Annotated in this window: 19 protein-coding genes; all 19 read right to left on the reverse strand. The window is 58.8% G+C overall.

The annotated features are described in order from the left end of the window. Positions 1-118 precede the first annotated feature (118 nt). Entirely contained in the window at positions 119-1549 is a 1431-nt protein-coding gene (locus C1949_RS07875) for a flagellar hook-length control protein FliK (RefSeq protein ID WP_229744282.1), read from the reverse strand. A 90-nt stretch (positions 1550-1639) separates the two neighbouring features. After that, the gene (locus C1949_RS07880) at positions 1640-1975 is read right to left on the reverse strand and encodes an Hpt domain-containing protein (RefSeq protein WP_170063026.1); all 336 of its coding nucleotides are present in this window, start codon (positions 1973-1975) and stop codon (positions 1640-1642) included. 38 nt (positions 1976-2013) lie between these two features. Further along, the gene (locus C1949_RS07885) at positions 2014-3747 is read right to left on the reverse strand and encodes an ATP-binding SpoIIE family protein phosphatase (protein WP_104737931.1); all 1734 of its coding nucleotides are present in this window, start codon (positions 3745-3747) and stop codon (positions 2014-2016) included. Positions 3748-3749: 2 nt separating this feature from the next. After that, positions 3750-4055 (reverse strand): STAS domain-containing protein, encoded by a 306-nt coding sequence (locus C1949_RS07890; protein ID WP_104737932.1) that lies wholly within the window; start codon positions 4053-4055, stop codon positions 3750-3752. 72 nt (positions 4056-4127) lie between these two features. After that, a complete protein-coding gene (gene fliJ / locus C1949_RS07895; RefSeq protein WP_104737933.1) occupies positions 4128-4583 on the reverse strand; it encodes a flagellar export protein FliJ in 456 nt (151 codons plus the stop codon). Continuing rightward, on the reverse strand, positions 4576-5928 hold the full coding sequence (gene fliI, locus C1949_RS07900) for a flagellar protein export ATPase FliI (protein ID WP_104737934.1): 1353 nt from the start codon (positions 5926-5928) through the stop codon (positions 4576-4578). Before fliI ends, fliJ begins: the two co-directional genes overlap by 8 nt. After that, positions 5925-6707: a flagellar assembly protein FliH gene (gene fliH, locus C1949_RS07905; protein WP_104737935.1), complete on the reverse strand. Its 783-nt coding sequence runs from the start codon at positions 6705-6707 to the stop codon at positions 5925-5927. Before fliH ends, fliI begins: the two co-directional genes overlap by 4 nt. Positions 6708-6779: 72 nt before the next feature. Then, entirely contained in the window at positions 6780-7802 is a 1023-nt protein-coding gene (gene fliG / locus C1949_RS07910; RefSeq protein WP_104737936.1) for a flagellar motor switch protein FliG, read from the reverse strand. Continuing rightward, complete coding sequence (gene fliF, locus C1949_RS07915) at positions 7795-9513, reverse strand: flagellar basal-body MS-ring/collar protein FliF (RefSeq protein ID WP_373289748.1); 1719 nt, start codon at positions 9511-9513, stop codon at positions 7795-7797. The genes fliG and fliF overlap by 8 nt, the downstream gene beginning before the upstream one ends. A 28-nt stretch (positions 9514-9541) precedes the next feature. After that, a complete protein-coding gene (gene fliE, locus C1949_RS07920; RefSeq protein ID WP_104737938.1) occupies positions 9542-9874 on the reverse strand; it encodes a flagellar hook-basal body complex protein FliE in 333 nt (110 codons plus the stop codon). 160 nt (positions 9875-10034) lie between these two features. Beyond that, the gene (locus tag C1949_RS07925) at positions 10035-11456 is read right to left on the reverse strand and encodes a sigma-54-dependent transcriptional regulator (protein WP_104737939.1); all 1422 of its coding nucleotides are present in this window, start codon (positions 11454-11456) and stop codon (positions 10035-10037) included. After that, entirely contained in the window at positions 11443-12699 is a 1257-nt protein-coding gene (locus C1949_RS07930; RefSeq protein ID WP_229744284.1) for a sensor histidine kinase, read from the reverse strand. The genes C1949_RS07925 and C1949_RS07930 overlap by 14 nt, the downstream gene beginning before the upstream one ends. A gap of 110 nt (positions 12700-12809) precedes the next feature. Next, on the reverse strand, positions 12810-14279 hold the full coding sequence (locus C1949_RS07935) for a sigma-54 dependent transcriptional regulator (protein ID WP_104737940.1): 1470 nt from the start codon (positions 14277-14279) through the stop codon (positions 12810-12812). A gap of 327 nt (positions 14280-14606) precedes the next feature. Then, positions 14607-14903, reverse strand: coding sequence for a flagellar protein FliT (locus C1949_RS07940; RefSeq protein ID WP_170063027.1), 297 nt, complete (start codon positions 14901-14903; stop codon positions 14607-14609). A 10-nt stretch (positions 14904-14913) separates the two neighbouring features. After that, complete coding sequence (fliS, locus tag C1949_RS07945) at positions 14914-15297, reverse strand: flagellar export chaperone FliS (protein WP_104737942.1); 384 nt, start codon at positions 15295-15297, stop codon at positions 14914-14916. 132 nt (positions 15298-15429) lie between these two features. Continuing rightward, positions 15430-15798 carry a flagellar export chaperone FliS gene (gene fliS / locus C1949_RS07950; RefSeq protein WP_104737943.1) on the reverse strand — a complete coding sequence of 123 codons (369 nt, stop codon included), beginning with the start codon at positions 15796-15798 and terminating at the stop codon, positions 15430-15432. A gap of 4 nt (positions 15799-15802) precedes the next feature. Continuing rightward, positions 15803-17257: a flagellar filament capping protein FliD gene (gene fliD / locus C1949_RS07955; protein ID WP_104737944.1), complete on the reverse strand. Its 1455-nt coding sequence runs from the start codon at positions 17255-17257 to the stop codon at positions 15803-15805. Positions 17258-17354: 97 nt separating this feature from the next. Further along, entirely contained in the window at positions 17355-17759 is a 405-nt protein-coding gene (locus C1949_RS07960; protein WP_104737945.1) for a flagellar protein FlaG, read from the reverse strand. Between the two features lie 74 nt (positions 17760-17833). Next, a complete protein-coding gene (locus C1949_RS07965; RefSeq protein WP_104738000.1) occupies positions 17834-19033 on the reverse strand; it encodes a flagellin in 1200 nt (399 codons plus the stop codon). Positions 19034-19275 lie beyond the last annotated feature (242 nt).

Below are 19275 nucleotides of genomic sequence, written 5' to 3' on the forward strand. Positions count from 1 at the left end.
ACTGGCAGTCTCCATAGGATACTGACTTGCAGGAAAAATGTCTTTTGCCGCCCGAGTTGGGCGCAGAGATCCGGGGCAGTTGATACTGCCCCGGCAGGAACGCAGGAAAGCCGCCGGATCAGGCGTAGTAATCAACCAGCCGAGCGGCGGTCAGCCGGGTCTGCAACACGGCAGCCGGGTCGCTGGCAAGCGCATCGTCACTACCATCCATCCGCCCGGGAGTATTACCACCATCACCACGACCGCCGCCCTGATCAGCCAGCCCGGCGAAACTGCCCTGCGACTGACGCCCTTCCGCCGAGCCGTCCGACACATTGACGTCAACCAGTGAAGCTCCCTGCTGGGTGAACATATCACGCAGCCGGTGCATCTGCCCTTCCAGCGCATCACGCACGCCAGCGTGCTGACTCACGAACTGCACCTGATGTTCCTGGCCGCGAGTCTGAATCTTGATTTCCAGCGGTCCCAGCTCTGCCGGGTCCAGCTGAATCTCAACCGATTTGACGTTCTGACTGGACATCCACATCACCTTGTTGACTACCGCCTCACTCCAGCCGGATTGCCCCATCGGCACCCCCAGCGTCTGGGTGGCGCCAGTCACCGGCCGCGCCGTCATCGCCACCTGTCCGTTGCTCTGCACCTGAGCTGCCGCCGCGCCTTTACCGTCATCAATAGCATTGCTATCCAGACTGCTGGCACGCGCAGCAAGACGCGACTCCAGCTGTTCAATCAGTTTGCCAACCGGAACCGGCTGCTGTTCAGTAGCGCCGGACTGCATTGCGCGTTGCTGTTGAACGTCCGCCTGCGTCTGGCGCTGGTTGGCATCAACTTGCGCAACAACCGCATCTGCCGACTTGGCGCTCCCATCACGCGCAGTCGCCTGGCCATCAGCAGTAGCGTTTGCTTGGGCTTCGCCACGCAAAATTGCGCGCAACTGGGCAGCCAGATCAGCAACAGTCGTGCCGCGCCCACCACCACTAGCCAGAACATCGTCCGCCCCAGACTCCGCCGCGGCTGCCTTTGCCGCGGCATCAATGGCGGCCAACGCCGCAACCGCCGGATTACTGTCGGCCGTCAAGGACTCGTCACCCCCCTCTTCCGCCGAGGGCTCGCCATCGCTCGGCAGCCGAGCCAGCCATTGCTGCCACTGCTGGCTAATACCGGCCAGAATGCTGTCCGGGTCATCGGCATCAAGCCCCGCCACGTCCTCGCCCTCGCCGGGCGTCACGCCCTCGGCGCGATCACCATCAACGCTACCCATCACCTGCGCGAGCTGTTGAAACCAGCCTTGCATGCTACCCGGCAATTCCTTGCCGTCCGCGGCAATCAACGAGGGCAACGGCAGGGTTGCGTCGACGTCGCTGGTTACCTCGGCAAGCCGCTGCATCAGAGCATCCAGGTCCTCTGGCGTCTGCTCGGCAAGAATGGCCGAGAACGCTGCTGCCGCGCCGGAGCCTGCGCCCTTGCTGCCGCCGGAAGCAACACCGGCAAAACTGTCACGGGGAAAGTCAGCGCCAAAAAGCGCCATCAGATTCTGCCCGATTGGCATGATGTAATCTCCACCTGAAAAGGCTTGGCCAATGATTCAGGGGAATAGCTGCAAACGACGGGCCAATCTGAAAAAGAAAGGAGGAAAGAATCAACCGAGCAGCGGTTTGAGGCGCGTAAATGCCTGCTCAATATCAGCGAGCAGCACGCTCGCAGCCTGGCGGTCGCCCACAACACCTGCACCTTCAGCCTCAAGGCAGGCTTGCTCCAGCGCCAGCGCGCCCATATTGCCACAGCTACCCTTGAAGCTGTGCGCGGCCTGGCGGAACGCATCCATATCGCCTTTGCCAAGAGCGTCGTGCAATTGACGCAACCGGTTGTCCGCATCAGCAAGAAAGGTTTCCAGCAGTAGCGCGTAATCGTCCTGCATCAACTCACGCAGCCCCTGCTGCACATTCAGATCTATATCTGGCTTGCGATCTGCCATCGCGCGGAGGTCCTTATCAGCGGAAGCTGAGTCAACTGTCATTGCCCAGCAGTATGCCCAAGCGACCAATGGAAGACCACCCTGACCAGGCTTCCCTGTGCACTGAAGCTCACTTCGTCAGCGAGCGCTCTGATCAGCGCCAGCCCACGCCCGGCATAGTCAGCAGACGCACTGACGGCCGAGAACCCGGCACCACTGTCTTCACACTCGATCACCAGTCGCCCGCCATCTGCAACTGGCTGATGGTCCAGCGAAAACCGAATCCACCCGTCATCAAGCGTCCTGAGCCGCGCACTCCGCTCCTGATAGTAAAGCGCGAAACCGTCAGAGTCCTGCTTCCACGCAGACTGCAGGTTGAGCAGGCCGTGCTCCAGTGCATTGCTGTAGAGTTCGCTCAGTACCGTGAACAGGCTCCCGGCACGGCAGCGCAGCCCCGGAATCGAGAGCAGCGTCTGCAACAAAAAGGGCAGTGGGTTCTGTTCACGAATGGCATTGGCCCGATAGGTGTAGTTCAGCTGCCAGTCATGTCCGCCCTGCGCTGCCGTCCCCAAGGAGGCCGGCGGTATCGGTGGCGACAGGTCCCGCGAGGGCATCACTACCTGCAGCAGGCTGATGTCGTCTTCAGGGCTACCATGAAAGCGCTCCAACGCATCCAGCAGGCCGTCAAACAAGGCGTCGGGGCGACCCGCGTGGGCGGCAACTGCCTGCAATACGCCGTCCTCACCAAACTGTTCACCGGCCGCGTTGCGGCACTCGATGACACCGTCAGTCCAGCACAACAAACGCTCACCCGGATGCATCACCATAACCACCGGTTCGGGATTGAAGCGAACCCGGCTGGCAACGCCCAGCGGCAGGTTGGTCGACGCGGCCCGCTGAAGCAGTTGGCCCTCTCGTCCGAGAATCATCACTTCCGGCAGACCACCGTTCCAGACCTCAACCAACCCCTTGGCCGGATTGAGTTCAATCAGCACCGCGCAGCAGAAAATGCCGACCGGCAGAATGTTGCTGAGCTTGGCGTTAAGCTCCAGCAGAATATCCCGCAGGGCGAAACCCTTGGCCGTCATGGCATAGAAGACCTCTGCCAGCGGCATCGCCCCGATGGCAGCCGACAGACCGTGCCCGGTGAAATCACCGAGCAGCAGATGCATTTCGCCAGAGGGGCGGTGGGCTGCCAACAGAATATCGCCGTTAAACATGGCATAGGCTGACTGCAGATACCGCAGGCAGGCGTCATCCAGCGCCCCGGCATGGGCGACCCGATCGAAGACGATCTTGGCCAGCTCCTGATCACGCAGTAACCCGGCGTGCTGCCCGGCGATCACATCACGCTGGCTCTGCAACGTTTGGTGCATCTCGCGCATTCGTCTGAAGGCGCGAATCTTGGCCTCCAGAATCACCGGATTGTAGGGTTTGGTGAGAAAGTCGTCGCCCCCGGCCTCGAGGCATTTCACCAGGGCTCCGGTCTCGGTCAGGCTGGTGAGGAAAATAATCGGGACCAGATCTTCCCCGGCGTGCAACTTGATCTGGCGAGCAGCCTCAAAACCGTCCATGGTCGGCATCAGGGCATCAAGCAGGACAATATCGGGAGACTGCTGAATGAACAGCTCAACGGCCTGCTGGCCATGCTCGGCCTGGCAAACGCGATGCCCGAGCCGCTCAACCAGACGCCCGAGGATCATCCGGTCAGCAGGATTGTCATCGGCAACCAGCACCAACAACGGCTGCGCGCTCTGCTCGGCGCGTGCGCTGCTCGGGCTGGTGTTGGTCATGGTTACTCGATACAGAACAGCTGTTCGAAATTGGAGATACTCAGGACCTTGCGTACGTCCGGGTTGCAGTGGACGATGCGAATATCGGCTGCATCACCGCCGGCGTGATCCCGCAGCAGCAGCAACATCCCCAGTGCGGAGCTATCGATATAGTCGGTATCCTGAAGGTCAACGACATACTGGTTCGGCGTCAGGCCACTGCGCTCGTAAGCATTGCGGAAGTCCTGATGCGCGCCGAAGTCAAAGCGCCCATTTACACTGATGGTCAGTACCTGGCTGTCGCTGGACATTGACGCCTGAATCGACATGTTTTCTCCCTGTCAGGTGCCGCGCTACAAGAGACGTATTACTTCTCGTTTTAGCACAGCGTCGGACGACTGTCAGGAATTATTTACCCGTTGCGAGTGGGCACGCTGAGACAATTCATCAAGCAGCTTTTGCTCCTGACGATCAGCTCTGGCTTGAGCTTCCTGGCGGTATTTTTCGATCAGTTTGCGTAGCGCCTCCAGGCGCTGGTAACGCTGCCGCCAGTTGTCCCGCGCGCGCTCGATGCTCTCGCCATGCCAGCGCACGGTCTGACGTTGCTGATCAATAGCCACCTCCATCTGGGCCATGAAGCGCTGGTAGTTCATCAACCAATCTCGCCCGACCCCCTGGGCTCCACGCTGAGTCCAGCCTTTGGCGTATTCGCTGCAATAGTATTCCAGGTCACGCAGGCGAACTTCGGCGTCCTGGAATTGCTTCTGACACTGACCAAGCACTGTGGCAGCCTTGCGCTCCTCTTCCAGCGCCATATCCAGCACCGGAGCAAGGCGGCGAATCCGCGCTTCACTCATTAGTCAGAATCTGTTCCAGCCCAGCTTGGCTGTCGGGCAGCGAGACACTTTCGTGCAATCCCTGGCGCAAAAAACCCTGCATCGACGGCATCTTCTCCAGCGCCTTGTCTGTCAACGGATCGGACCCGGCGGCATAGGCACCAACGCTGATCAGGTCGCGGCTCTGCTGATAACGCGCATATAGCTGCTTGAACAGCTGCGCCTTCTGCAAATAGTCCTGCGATACGATCTGCGGCATCGCACGACTGATCGACGCTTCAATGTCGATGGCAGGATAGTGCCCTTCCTCGGCCAGTCGCCTCGACAGCACTACGTGACCGTCGAGAATCGCCCGCGAGGCATCGGCTATCGGGTCCTGCTGGTCGTCCCCTTCGGACAGCACGGTGTAAAACGCAGTAATCGAGCCTCCGCCCTGTTCAGCGTTGCCAGCGCGCTCAACCAGCTGCGGCAACCGGGCAAACACCGACGGCGGGTAGCCCTTGGTCGCCGGCGGCTCGCCAATGGCCAAGGCGATCTCACGCTGGGCCTGGGCAAAACGAGTGAGCGAGTCCATCAACAGCAGCACATTCTTGCCCTGATCACGGAAGTACTCGGCAATGCGCGTGCAATACATCGCGGCACGCAAACGCATCAGCGGCGCGTCGTCGGCCGGTGAGGCGACCACGACGGACCGTGCCATCCCCTCTTCGCCAAGGATCTGCTCAATGAACTCCTTGACCTCACGGCCCCGCTCACCGACCAGCCCGACAATGGTGATGTCGGCATCAGTGAAGCGGGTCATCATTCCCAGCAACATACTCTTGCCTACGCCGCTGCCGGCAAACAGGCCAAGCCGCTGGCCGCGGCCAACCGTCAACAAACTGTTGATCGAACGGATACCGACATCAAGGGGTTCCTCGATCGGATGGCGCTTGAGCGGGTTGATGGTTGGACCGTTGATATCGACCCAGTCTTCGGCCTTGAAGCCGCCCTTGCCGTCCAGCGGACGCCCAATGCCGTCCACCACGCGTCCCAGCATGCCCGAGCCCATTGGCAGCTTGCCGCCGCCGGCCGAAGGCACGACGCGGGCACCGGGCTGCATGCCTTCCAGTCGATCCACCGGCATCAGATAAATCTTGTTACCGGCAAAGCCCATGACTTCGGCCTCAATCTGGCTTTGGCCATGCAACGTGTCGCTGATAACCAGGCAACGGCTTCCCACCGGCGCCTTGCATCCCTCTGCTTCAAGCGTGAGGCCGACCATGCGGATCAGGCGGCCTTCAACGACCGGCTGGGCAGGTAACTGCAGCGCCTGCTGGTAGCCAGACAATCGACGCGCGAAGCTGATGCGCTCTGGCGTGTTCATTCCTGCTCCGACGCACTGTCCGGGATCGGCAAGTCCGCCTCTGGCGGATGAGCACGCTGTTCGCGGCGCTGCTCGTAGAGCTGTTCAATCAACTGCTGCAGCCGGGTTTCCAGCGTAGCGTCAACCTGGCTGTGCTCGGTTTCGACGCGACATCCACCGGGCATCAATTGGTCATCCTCAAGCAGGCGCCAACTCTCTTCGTGGCGCTCGCGCAGCGCCTTGATGCTGTCAAAGTCGAGTGGATTGAGGTATATACGGATATTCTCGGCACCAACCGGCAGTGCCTTGAGTGCCGAGCGCAGCACGCCCATCACCTGATCACGATCCGATTGCATTTCACGCTGCAGCACCGCACGCAGCATCTGCTCGAGCAGCACCAGCAGCATATCTTCAATCTGCTCGTCCTGCTTTTTCAGCGGCGCCATCAACTGAACCATTAGCGCGTCCAGCTCGTCGGTGCGCTTGGCCAGAACGGCCTTGGCTTCCTGTTGCCCCTTCAGCTGACCAGCGTGAAACCCGTCTTTCTCACCGGTTGCAAAGCCTTCGTTGTAGGCTTCTTCACGAATCTGCTCGAGTTCTTCGACGGTGAATGGTTTGACCGTCTCAAGCTCCTGCTCTTCTTCAGGCTGCGGGTCGGGCGCGGACTCCGAAGACGGCTCCGTTTCGCGCTCCAGGGCGATCTGATGCGGCTCAGCGTCAAAGCTAGGCAGATCCCAGCGACTGAATGCCGACACCTCGCTGCTGCGCAACAGCTCGCTTTCATTCTTGACCTGCGACATGACACCCTACCCCGCTTGGAAAACCCGGCCAGCATACCACCGCCAAACGCACACGGCAGCGCGCTGCGTTCGTCAGATCATCTCTTCGCCGCCCTTGCCGCCCAGCACAATTTCGCCGGCGTCGGCCATGCGGCGCGCAATGGTGAGGATTTCCTTCTGCGCTGCCTCCACTTCGCTGATGCGCACCGGCCCCTTGGCTTCCAGATCGTCCTGCAGCAGCTCCGACGCACGCTTGGACATATTGCGGAAGATTTTTTCCTTGATCGCCTCATCGGCTCCCTTGAGGGCAACGATCAGCACTTCGGAAGACACCTCACGCAGCAGCGCCTGAATTCCACGATCATCCACATCAGCCAGGTTGTCGAAGACAAACATCAGGTCCTCGATCTTCGAGGACAGGTCCTCATCAACTTCACGGATCGATTCAATCAACTGAGACTCGGCACTCGACTCAAGGTAGTTCATGATATCTGCCGTACGCTTGACACCGCCCATAGAGGCCCGCGAGGTGTTTGAGTTACCAGCGAACTGCTTCTCGAGAATCTCGTTCAGCTCCTTCAGGGCCGAAGGCTGTACCGTATTGAGGGCTGCCACACGCAGCAAAATGTCGAGCCGTACCTTGTGATCAAAGTAACCGACCACCTCGGCCGCCATGTCAGGATCAAGATACGCGACAACGATTGCCTGAATCTGCGGGTGCTCGAAACGGATCACATCAGCTACCGCACGCGGCTCCATCCATTTCAGGCTGTCCAGACCAGAGGTGCTGCCACCCAGCAGAATGCGATCAACCAGGCTATTTGCCTTATCCTCGCCCAGCGCCTGGGTCAGCATGGTGCGAATATAGCTGTCAGCGCCAACCCCCAAGCCGGTCTGCTCGCCCACCACCTCGATGAAATCGCCCATGACCTCCTGTACCTGGTCACGCTGAACCGTACGCATACCGGCCATCGCGCTACCGACCCGCTGAACCTCCTTGGGGCCCATGTGCTTGAGAATCGCCGCAGCATCAGACTCACCGAGACTGAGCAGGAAAATGGCCGCCTTGTCCAGTTTGGACATCTTCGCATGGCGTTTGCTGGCTTCTTCACTCATCGGCGTTGATCCACTCTTTCACGACTTGCGCCACCCGGCCCGGGTCTTCGGCCAGCAGGCCCTTGATGGCGTTGAGCTGCTGCTCATAACCCGCACCAGGCGGCGGCAGCAATACCGGGTTGGAAGCCGGTCCGGACAGGCTCACCTGATCATCTCGCAGAGCAGCATCCATCCCATCATACCCGCCACCGGCCAGCGCAGGGTAACCGTCACTGCCACCTTTGCCTGCGACAGTGAGATTCTTCAGCGCAGGGCGCAACACTGCAAACACCAGGACCAGCACGAATAGAATACCCAGTATCTGCTTGGCAACGTCCCAGAACCAGGGCTGTTCCCAGAATGGGATGGACGGTAGGGGTTCCAGCTCGGTTTCCGGCACGAACGGACTGTTGATGACACTGACGCTGTCACCACGGCTGGCGTCATAACCGACCGCATCCTGCACCAGGCGAGTCAGCCGAGCCATCTCGGCCTCACTGATTGGCGTCCGGGTGACCTCACCGGTCTGCGGATCCACCTGAGCAGGATCATCTACTACCACCGCAACCGACAACCGCTTCAGGCGGCCCTGCTGCTGGCGGGTGTGGCTGATCTGACGATCCAGCTCGTAGTTGCGCACAGCCTGCTCACGTTTATCCTGGGGTACCGCTGCCACTACTGGCTGACCGGTTGCGGGGTCAATCACCTGCTCCGGCACCTGAGTAGCGCCGGGCGGCTGGTTAGACAGCGCACCTGGCACGCCCTGCGGACCCGCATTGGCGGCACGCGCCTCGCTGACAACTTGTTCACTGCGCAGAGCTGCATCTGGACTGAACATTTCGGCGGTCGACTCGACTGCACTGAAATCCACATCAGCAGAGACCTCGGCCTTGTAACGACCTGAGCCCAGAACCGGCTGAAGAATGTTGTGAACCCGACGGGTGTAGGTGTCTTCCAGACGACGGGTGTAATCAAACTGGCGACCGGCCACGGTGAGTTCGTTGAGCTCGCTTTGGTTGGAGAGCAGATTGCCGTTCTGGTCGACAACCGTTACCTCATCTTTGCCCAGCTCCGGAACGCTAGTTGCCACCAGATTGACGATAGCCATTACCTGAGCCGGCTCGAGGCGGCGACCGGCATACATTTCCAGCAACACCGAGGCACTGGGCTTGCGGTCATCCCGCACAAAAACAGTAGAGCGCGGAATGGCAATATGCACACGAGCGCCCTTCACGTTATAGAGGCTGGAGATGGTCCTGGCCAACTCCCCTTCCAGGCCGCGACGGTAACGGGTGGTCTCCATGAATTGACTGGTGCCCAGCCCCTGCTCACGATCCAGAATCTCGAACCCGACATTGCCGTCTGTGGGCGAAATACCGGCGCTGGCAAGGCGCATGCGGGCATCAGCCAGATCCTCACTGCGAACCAGCAACGCGCCGCTGTTGGGCTCCACCTTGTAGTCGATACGGCTCTGCTGCAGCAGCTCTACCACCTGGCCGGCATCGAAGCCATCCATGCTGTTGTACAACGGCCGATACTCCGGCTCCTGTGACCACAGCACGACAGCAAACCCGATCGCCACACTCGCCGCCAACCCCACCAGCAAACCAAACTGGCGTAGCATCGGCAGTTGCGACAGGTTCTCCAGAAAGGTCAGCCCCATCAGCGGCTTGCGGTCAGCGACAAGCGGGTCACGGGTAGCCGGAGTGTTGCTGGCGGAATCCATTGTCATTTCCTCAGGCGGTCGGGCTCAAATAAGATTAGATAGGCATTTTCATGATGTCTTCGTAGGCGGCAACCATCTTGTTGCGCACCTGCGTCATTGCCTGGAAAGCAACGGACGATTTCTGCGAGGCAATCATCACTTCGGTCAGATCGATACCCTCGACCCCACGCTCGTAACCAGTCTGCAATTCGGAGGTAGTTTTTTGCAATTCGTTGACGCGGTCGACGGCTTGCTTGAGCAGATCATCAAAACCTGGACCGTTGACGCTCGGCTCGGTCGGCTTGACCGGTTGCGGCTTGCCCATGGCTTCCATTTGCATGGTGCGCATTTGCAGCATCAATCGATTGAATTCAACACCCTGAGTCACGTTTGCCTCCAGGCCGTCCGGTTTTTTGACGGCTACAGTCGCTTTACAGGGTACTCAGCAAGTTTGATGCCAAAAGCGCATCCTGCGCCAACGGGCACAGGAAAACGACCTACGCCAGCCGAGAGGCTGGCGCAGAAGAAGGGGAATATAGGGTGAGGGGTCAGAAGCCCGCGAACAGACTGCCTTCCACATCCAGCCCTGCATCACGCATCTGCGCGAGCTTGTAGCGCAACGTCCGTGGGCTGATACCGAGCCGCTCCGCTGCCTCCTTTCGACGTCCCCGCTCGGCGCGCAGGACATTGATAATCAATTGGAACTCACGTTGCCGCACACCGGTACCCAGGTCACAACCAGCCTCCTGCCCAGCATCAGCCAACGGCTGCTCAACCAGCGGGTCAAGCCGACTGGCTGGCACCCTACGCAAAACCGGCGTGCCGCCGTTGGCCTGCAGATCCAGGCACAAGTCTGACGGCTGAATTACACCACCAGCCTGCAGCACCAACGCCCGCTGTATCGCATTATCCAATTCACGCACATTGCCCGGCCAGGGATGCGCCTCTAGTGCCTGAACCGCCTGCGGCGAAAAACTGACACTGGCCATGCTCATCTTGCCCGCATGCTTGGCCAGCAAGCGCTCGGCAATCGGCAGAATGTCTGCCGGCCGCTCACGCAGCGCGCGCCACTGCAGCGGGAAAACACCCAGCCGGTAGAACAGGTCCTCACGAAACCGGCCTGCCGCAACCTCGGCAGGCAGATCGCGGTTGGTGGTGGCAATGATGCGGATATTCAGTTCAATCAACTTGCGCCCGCCAACGCGTTCAACCTCCCGCTCCTGCAACACGCGCAGCAGTTTCGCCTGCAACCCAAGTGGCATTTCGGAAATTTCGTCCAGCAGCAGGGTGCCACCGTTGGCCTGTTCAAACTTGCCTGGCTGCGCGGCTACCGCACCGGTAAACGCCCCCTTTTCGTGACCGAACAGGGTTGCTTCAAGCATGTTGTCGGGAATGGCTGCGCAATTGATCGCAATAAACGGCTGTTCGGCACGTGAAGACTGCTGGTGAATATAGCGCGCCAGCACTTCCTTACCGGTACCGGACTCGCCTGAAATCAGCACTGTCGAATCACTGACCGCCACCCGCGCTGCCAGCTCCAGCAACTGCACGCTACCTGGATCGACCGCCACCGGGCCGCTACCCGGCGCCGAACTCAGGCGCCCCTGGGTGTGCTGCGCTATCAGGTCCAACAACGCTTTGGGGGCAAAGGGTTTTACCAGATAATCGACAGCCCCCTCACGCATGGCGCTGACAGCTTGCTGCACAGTGCCATAAGCTGTCATCAGCAGTACCGGCAATTGCGGATAATCGGCACGCAACGTCCGCAGCAGCGCATGACCGTCCATGCCCGGCATGTTCACATCACTGACCACCATGCTCACTTGCTCGCGCCCGAGTAGGGTAATCGCCGACTCGGCATCAGCCGCCTGAACGCAGGCGTACCCCGCCAACAGCAGGGTATCTGCCAGAGCCTCACTGAGGCTGGCATCGTCTTCAACCAGCAGGATACGGATATCAGACTTGCTCATGGTCTAGCTCCTTCGCGGCAGGGAGCAACCGCAGCGGCAGCAGGATTTCAGCACTGGTTCCCCAACCGGCCTTGCTATGCAGATGAAAGGCACCACCATGGGCACTCACCACCGACTTGACGACGGTCACACCAAGACCGGTGCCCTGCGGCTTGCTGGTATGAAAGGGCTCGCCGATATGTGCCAGCTGCTCGACCGTCATGCCCTGGCCAGCGTCGACCACGCACAGGCTCAGCTGCCCTTCGATCAGGCGCGCCACGACTTTCAGTCTGGGTGCCGGCATGCCTGCCTGCAGCGCGTTCTCAATCAGATTGATGACCGCGCCGACCAACGTATCCCGGTTGCAGCGGAGCATCGCATCCTGTGGCAACAGGTTGACCCAGCGACAGATTCCGCCACGCGCTTCGATGACGCTTTCAGCCTGACTCTGCAGCCATTCAAAAAAAATGGAAACCGGCAGCAGATCGTTGATTGGCAGATCACCCTTGGCAAACTGCAGCATGTCACGAATCTGATGCTCAATACTCAACAGCCGTCCATGCAGACGACTGGAAAAACGGGTGCGGTGCTCGGTCGGCAGCGTCTCATCACCGAGATGCTCGGCGTACAACAGCGCAGAGGCCAGCGGCGTACGAATCTGGTGTGCCAGTGAGGCCACCATACGGCCCAGCGCGGACAGACGCTCATTGCGCGCCAGCTCAGACTGTAGCGCACGCGTCTCGGTCTGGTCCTGAATCAGAATCAACTGACCCGGCTCGCCTTCCAATGAACGGGTCGCCAGCGAGACACGCCGTCCACTGCGCAACGACACTTCATGGTAATCGTCTTCGCGCGGGGCAAAGCGCTGCTGGATAAGGTCGCGCCACAGCTGCCCCTCAAGCGGCTCACCAAGCAATTCGCGAGCAGCCGGATTAGCCTCACGTACCACGCCTCGACCATCAAGAATGATGACGCCACCGGGCAACAGATTGAGCACATTCTGCAAACGGCCTGCCAGTCGAGCCTTTTCGGCCAGCTCCCGGGTACGTTGGGCCTGACTGTCAGCCAACTGCCGTTTAAGCAGCACAACCTGCCTTTCCAGCAGCGCATGAGAAGCCCCCAACTGGGCAGACATCGATTGAAAGCGTTCGAACGCGTCGTGCAGCTGGTCGCTGTCGGTCGCACGATCCGATGTCATCACCTCACGAACGATATCGTCGAGGTAATCTGCCGGGTTCTGATTGGGTTGCACGTTGGCCGCCATGGGGTATCCCCTGAATACATGAAGCACACAGGGGAAGCACAGCAAACCTTATGCCAAGAAGAAGTTCTCCTTTAAAAACAGGATCTTAAAAAAAGATTAGCGTAGTCACGTCAGTCTTCTGACGCATCAGCACCACGATTGAGTCCATACTTGCGCATCTTCTCGACCAGGGTAGTACGGCGAATACGCAAGCGCTCCGCCGCCCGCGCCACAACACCACCACACTCGTCCAGCGCCTGTTGAATCAGCGTTTGTTCCAGTCCCGCCAAATACTCCTTCAGGTCCAACCCCTCCGGTGGCAGAAACGCAGGACTGTCCAGGCCGACCAAGCCGCTGAAGGCATCGCTGCGCTCATCCTCAGTCTCTCGCAGCTGGCGCAGATCATCCTGATCATCCTCCACATAGCGGAACTTACGCGGCAGCTCGCCAACACCAATTACGCCATGGGGGTGCATGATGGCCATGCGTTCAACCAGGTTGGCCAACTCACGAACGTTGCCCGGCCAGTCGTGCTGACACAGCGACATGATTGCCGATGTACTGAAGCGAATGGAGCCACGCTTTTCGGTTTCCATCCGAGTGATCAGCTCGTTGAGCAACAACGGCAGGTCCTCGATACGCTCGCGCATGGCTGGCATATCGATGGGGAATACGTTGAGACGATAGTAGAGGTCTTCGCGGAAGGTGCCATCCTCAATCATCTGCTCGAGATTTTTGTGCGTTGCCGCGATGACGCGGACATCAGCGCTCTGCACCTTGTTGCTACCAACCCGCTCAAAGGTTCGCTCCTGCAGCACCCGCAGCAGTTTTACCTGCATCGGCAACGGCATGTCACCGATCTCATCCAGGAACAAGGTGCCACCCTGCGCCAGCTCAAAACGCCCTGCCCTGCTGGTGATAGCACCAGTAAAGGCACCTTTTTCGTGGCCAAACAGCTCGCTTTCCAGCAGCTCGGCCGGGATAGCACCGCAGTTGACCGGCACGAAGGGAGCGTCCTTCCGGCGGGAATGGTAATGCAGATTGCGGGCAACTACTTCCTTGCCGGTGCCAGACTCGCCGAGGATCAATACGGTGGCTTCGGTGTCAGCCACCTGCTGCATCATCTGCCGTACCGACTGAATAGAACGGCTGGTGCCAACCAAACTGCGAAACAGATTGGGTTCGCGCTGACGCTGACGGTTGGCGTTCTCTTCAAACACCTCGCGATAGACTTGGGCACGATGCAAAGCGTCAAGCAGATGGTTGTAGCTGAGCGGCGGCTCCATTACCGCGAGCAGACGCTGCTTCAGATGGTCCGGCCAACTGACCGACTGACTGGGATCAAGCAGGATGACGGGCAGATTCTCGTCCCACTTGTCGAGCTGACCCAACAGTGCGGGCAGCCCTTGGTCAAGATCGCAACGCCCAAGAATGACGCATTTGACCTCGCCTGCCGATTCGACCTGGTTGGCGGCAACCTGCAGCCAGTCGGCACTGTCGGCGATGATTGCATCTTCCCCGAGAAACTCCAGAACGACACTCAGATCGTGACGACTCTGAGCGGAATCATCAATCAGCAAAATATGATTGTTTGGCAGCATAGACGGGGCGCTATTCCTGTTAGCAGGCTTGAGCAGTGCGCATCACCATGATGGCGCTGCGCCACACTCTGTTATGGTCCGATAATGTAGTCAGAAACGACTAGCGAGTCAAATAGTTGGCGCATCGCTGTCGGCGCCAAATTGGCAGGCAGGTATTCCCGCAGGTGGCCTGACAAACACAGCCGAGGCGACCAACGTCGAGCAAAAAGGCACGAAAATGCTCAAACCTCGCATCACGCCACTCCAGCACCGGGGAACATGATACCCAGCGGACGCACGACCGGTATTAGCCTCAGTAGGGACGATCGAGAACGTTTCACCAGTCGGCTAGCGAAACATCTGATAGACCTTTGCTCCCTGACGCCCCCGCTGCAGCCCCTGCAGCTCTTCGGCAAGCTTGCCTTGAACCGCCTGGCACAAAGCAACCACCTCGCGGTAGGTTTCGCTTAATTCCTCAAGCGTGGACGCTACCTGCTGATCATCTCTCGCAGGATCTTCCATTGCAGCGCGCACCTGCTCACGGCAAGCCTTGTCCAGCTCACCGACCTGCTGCCAGTCACACGCCTGCACGGCCGCTATCAGCGACGCGTGTGTTTCCTGCAGTTTTTCTACAGCATTGGCCATGCTTGAATCCTCACGATTGGCGGATGCCGTCCCAGCCAGCCTTGACTTCGCGCAGTAGCTCCGCCACCTCGTCCAGCATACTGACGTCATTTTTCAGGTTGGCCTGACTCAGACGATCCTGCATGAAAGCATAAAGTCGATCCAGGTTGAGCGCCAGTTCGCCGCCTTGATCGGCATTCAGCGAATCACGCAGACCGCCAATAATCCCCAACGCCTTGCCAATGAGTTCGCCCTTGAGCGCAACATTACCATGTTGCATTGCCCCCCTGGCCTGAGCAATGCGCTGCAGACCGCCCTCCATCAGCATCTGAATCAACCGATGCGGGTCCGCTTCACTGACCTGAGCGTTGACGTTCACCGTCTGGTATTGCTTCATTGCTGCGTAGGCGTTCATCTGCAAGATCCTGCGTTGCTGTGGCACATGCCCCTGTATCGGCTAGCAGTCAAAAAGCTGAAGCGCCTTCGCATAAAAAAACCGGCCAACCCAGGCCGGTTCCTCAGTTAACCAATAATCACAGGACCAGGTTCAGGCTGGTTCAATAGCGTCCCACGCTTCCTTGATCTCGCCCAACAACTGCTGCACCTCATCCAGCGAGCGGGGCGTGTCGTCTACGGCTACGCCGACCAGCTTGCGCGTCATGTACTCGTAAAGAGCATCAAGGTTCTCGGCAATCTCACCGCCCATATCCTTGTCCAGCGAAGCCTGTAGCGCACCAATGATGCTGATGGTGCTGCTGACCGCGACACCACGACGCTCTGAATTGCCTAGCGCCTGTGCGTGCCGTGCAAGCTTCAAACGCTCGATGGCACCATCAAGAAGCAGTTGTACAGCACGATACTGCGACACTTCCTGGGTAACATTTACCTGCTTGTAGGTATCAATAGGGTTTGCCATAAGTTCACGACTCCTTCGCTATACCAGGCAGGTTGGCTAATTGGCTAGCCAGAAAAGAACTGGTACTGGACAAACCAGCCACCAGGGTGTCCATCGCGTTGAATTGCGCCAGCAGGCGTGTTTCCAAACTTGCCAGCCGCGCTTCCAGACGCTCCCGCTGATCGTCGATACCGGACAGCGTATTCTGCAGAGACGTCGTACGCTTCTCCAAAATGCCATCGTCTTTGGTATAAGGCTCAATCTTCGCGTTCAGTCGGCTCATCAGACCGTCGTCGCCGGCCAGAAAGGTGCTTAGCGACTCAAACTTGTTCTCAAGCGCGTCATCCAGCTTCTCGGAATCAATTTCCAGAGTACCATCCGACTTTGTGGAAATGCCCAAGTCAGCCAGAATTCTGACATCGCCTTTGGCAACCGTCCCCATCTCGGTACGCAGCGCTGCCGTCAACGAACGGACAGATGCATCACCAACCAGAGCAGCGGCCAACGGCTCGCCATCATCACCACCGACAGGAGTAACCGAAGTGAGGGAGTTGATACTCTTCATCATGGCGTTATAGCCATCAACGAATGACTCCAGCGAGGTCCGGACACTTGATTTGTCCAGCCCTACCGACAGGCTGATAGTCGAACCGGCATCAATATCTTCCTGGCTTTGAGCCTTCTTCAGCGTAATGCTGACGCCGTCGATAGCATCAGAGATCGTATTACTGGTACTGCTGATCGCCAGGCCGTCGATCGACAGATTGGCATCGCGCGCGTAGGAAACAACGCGCGGCCCCAACGGATCCATCGGATCGCTCGGGGTAGGTTCAAAATCCGTGGTTGCAGGCGGCGTATACGCCAGCACACTAAGGTCACCGGTGTCACTGCCATCGGTTGTCACGGCAACACTGATGTCGTTACCGGTGCCCGCAGTATTGGAACTGAGTACCAAACGGGAGCCACCTGCGCCATTAGGGTCAGTCACAACCGTCGCTGTAATCCCGCTGTCAGCGCTTTTCGCATTGATAGCATCACGAATACCCGAGAGACTGCTGTTATCTTCGATAATTTCGACATCAATTGACGTGCTGCCGGCAGACAGCGTCAGGGTCCCGGTACCAACCGGATCAGTCGCGTTGGCTTGCCCGCGCAGCGCCACCTTGCTGGTCTGGGCAAGATTAAAGACCTGGAGGTCATAGCTGCCTGCCGAAGCCGCCGAGTCTGCCGTTACCGAGAAGACCTTGGAGTCACCGGAGGTTGCACTGCGAGCATTGTAGAGATCAGCGCTGTTCAGCTTTTCCAGAACCGACTGAAACGTCGACAAGGCACTGCGAAAACTACCCAGCGCAGTGAACTTGGAGGTTGTTGCGTTCTCAAGGCGAGACAGCTGGGCCGTCTTTGGCGCGCCATCCGCACTCACCAGAGCGCTGACAATCTTGTTGATTTCGAGACCTGAGCCAATACCGGTAATAGCCATAGTACTTACCTCGCGACCGTTTTTTGACGTATCGCCTGCCGAAAAGAAGGTTCCGGTCTATCAGGCAAGTTACGTGCCAGCAAACCGGCAAGCAGAGTCAGGCCTCTGCTTCGAACAACACGCTGCGAATTTCCGACAGGTTCTCGGCCAGCCGCAACGCTTCCTCCGAGGGAATCTGGCGAATCACATCGCCGCTGGTTGCCTCGGTGACGTTGATAACCACCCGGCCGCTGTCTTCATCAAGGTTGAAGTTGATATCGCGGCGCACCGACTGGACAAAACCCTGAATATCCGACACTGCCGCCTGCAGCTTCTCGCGCTCGGCTTCGGGTGACTGCTCAACCGCAGAGCGGGTCTGGGTTGCCACCTGTTCGGATGAGGAGGAACGATTCTGTGCAGCATCCATCTGCTTGACCTGACTTGCGTCAGTACCCGCTTCCACCGCAGCTGCGCGACTGGCAGGACGGGTCACTTCAAACGGTTTGATAACACCCATATCCATGGTGCTTACCTCGCAACGGACAAAGCGGGGAGAAGGCTGAAGCCCTCCCCCCGCATATTACCCCGGATCGTTTCTTAGCCCAAGAGGCTGAGAACGGCCTGAGGCAGCTGGTTGGCCTGGGCCAGGATCGCAGTACCTGCCTGTTGCAGGATCTGGTTCTTGGTCAGGTTTGCAGTTTCAGCCGCGTAGTCAGTGTCCTGGATCCGGCCGCGAGCGGCAGAGGCGTTCTCGGACACGTTCTGCAAGTTAGCGATGGTCGACTCGAAGCGGTTCTGAATCGCACCGAGGTCAGCTCGCTGAGAGTCGATGGACGCAATCGCCTCGTCGATGATGTAGACCGCTTCCTGAGCAGATTTCGCATCGCTGATGTCGATATCTTTCACAGTGTTTTTAGTGGTCACGTCGGCCAGTGCTACGTCAGTGGCAGAACCAGCTGCAGTCTCTGCTGCCGCCACGGTCGCACCAGTAGCAAACGCGAAGGACAGCTCGCCCTTGGCAGTACCAACATCGGCGTCAGTAACCACAGAGATAGTGCCATCATCCTGTACGAAGGCACCCACACCCATGTTGGCATCGTTGATCACGGTTGCCAGCAGTTGGGTCTGTTCAGCTGCAGTTGCGCCAGACGCGTATTCAGCGCTGATGGTGAAGACACGGTCAGTGCCGTCAGCGCTGCCGGATGCCACGGTAAAGGTGACTGCAACGGCACCAGAAGCACTAGCGGCGGCCTGAGCAGCAACCGAACCGGAGCTGATCGAATCGCTCTTCAGCTCTTTGGTGCTAACTTCATCCAGCTTGATGCTGATCGCTTCGTTAGCAGCGCTACCAACCTGGAAGGTTTCGGTACCAAAGCTGCCATCAAACAGTTTCTTGCCGCCGAACGCAGTAGTGTTGGCGATACGATCCAGCTCTTTCTTCAGCTCGGTCACTTCGGCGTTCAGAGCGTCACGCTCGGTTTCACCGTTGGAGCCGTTGGCTGATTGCAGAGCCAGGTCACGCATACGCTGCAGAATGTTGGTGGACTCTTGCAGAGCACCTTCAGCAGTTTGTGCGATGGAGATACCGCTGTTGGCGTTCTTCGCAGCGACGCCCAGACCATTAATCTGACTGGTCAGGCGGTTGGAGATCTGCAGACCGGCAGCATCATCTTTTGCGCTGTTGATGCGCGAACCGGAGGACAGACGCTCAAGAGAAGTGGCCAGCGCGTTGGAGGAAGATCCCAGGTTGCGCTGAGCGTTCAGAGAAGCTGTGTTTGTGTTGACTGTAAGGGCCATGGTATTGCCTCCAAAGGACCTGAAAATGTTTGCCTGAGCTTGCGACTCGTGGGCCGGACCTGCCCAGGCACCCATTGAGTTCGCATTCGATTACTTTATCGACACCTTGTCCGAAAGCTTTAGGAGGAAATTCATTTTTTATCGGCGAATTCTTCCAGTCAGCTATAGCGTGACTGGCAACCATGCCAGCCACGATCCATGTATCGACCTCAGGCAGAAATCCTTTAGCGACCGTTCGTCAC

The organism is Halopseudomonas oceani (assembly GCF_002903165.1).
Taxonomy (GTDB): Bacteria; Pseudomonadota; Gammaproteobacteria; order Pseudomonadales; family Pseudomonadaceae; genus Halopseudomonas; species Halopseudomonas oceani.

Bases quoted from the DNA above. Each gene is read 5' to 3' on its own strand.
- C1949_RS07875 (WP_229744282.1), bottom strand. From the start codon at position 1,549: ATGCCAATCGGGCAGAATCTGATGGCGCTTTTTGGCGCTGACTTTCCC.
- C1949_RS07880 (WP_170063026.1), bottom strand. From the start codon at position 1,975: ATGGCAGATCGCAAGCCAGATATAGATCTGAATGTGCAGCAGGGGCTG.
- C1949_RS07885 (WP_104737931.1), bottom strand. From the start codon at position 3,747: ATGACCAACACCAGCCCGAGCAGCGCACGCGCCGAGCAGAGCGCGCAG.
- C1949_RS07890 (WP_104737932.1), bottom strand. From the start codon at position 4,055: ATGTCGATTCAGGCGTCAATGTCCAGCGACAGCCAGGTACTGACCATC.
- fliJ (WP_104737933.1), bottom strand. From the start codon at position 4,583: ATGAGTGAAGCGCGGATTCGCCGCCTTGCTCCGGTGCTGGATATGGCG.
- fliI (WP_104737934.1), bottom strand. From the start codon at position 5,928: ATGAACACGCCAGAGCGCATCAGCTTCGCGCGTCGATTGTCTGGCTAC.
- fliH (WP_104737935.1), bottom strand. From the start codon at position 6,707: ATGTCGCAGGTCAAGAATGAAAGCGAGCTGTTGCGCAGCAGCGAGGTG.
- fliG (WP_104737936.1), bottom strand. From the start codon at position 7,802: ATGAGTGAAGAAGCCAGCAAACGCCATGCGAAGATGTCCAAACTGGAC.
- fliF (WP_373289748.1), bottom strand. From the start codon at position 9,513: ATGACAATGGATTCCGCCAGCAACACTCCGGCTACCCGTGACCCGCTT.
- C1949_RS07925 (WP_104737939.1), bottom strand. From the start codon at position 11,456: ATGAGCAAGTCTGATATCCGTATCCTGCTGGTTGAAGACGATGCCAGC.
- C1949_RS07930 (WP_229744284.1), bottom strand. From the start codon at position 12,699: ATGGCGGCCAACGTGCAACCCAATCAGAACCCGGCAGATTACCTCGAC.
- C1949_RS07935 (WP_104737940.1), bottom strand. From the start codon at position 14,279: ATGCTGCCAAACAATCATATTTTGCTGATTGATGATTCCGCTCAGAGT.
- C1949_RS07940 (WP_170063027.1), bottom strand. From the start codon at position 14,903: ATGGCCAATGCTGTAGAAAAACTGCAGGAAACACACGCGTCGCTGATA.
- fliS (WP_104737942.1), bottom strand. From the start codon at position 15,297: ATGAACGCCTACGCAGCAATGAAGCAATACCAGACGGTGAACGTCAAC.
- fliS (WP_104737943.1), bottom strand. From the start codon at position 15,798: ATGGCAAACCCTATTGATACCTACAAGCAGGTAAATGTTACCCAGGAA.
- fliD (WP_104737944.1), bottom strand. From the start codon at position 17,257: ATGGCTATTACCGGTATTGGCTCAGGTCTCGAAATCAACAAGATTGTC.
- C1949_RS07960 (WP_104737945.1), bottom strand. From the start codon at position 17,759: ATGGATATGGGTGTTATCAAACCGTTTGAAGTGACCCGTCCTGCCAGT.
- C1949_RS07965 (WP_104738000.1), bottom strand. From the start codon at position 19,033: ATGGCCCTTACAGTCAACACAAACACAGCTTCTCTGAACGCTCAGCGC.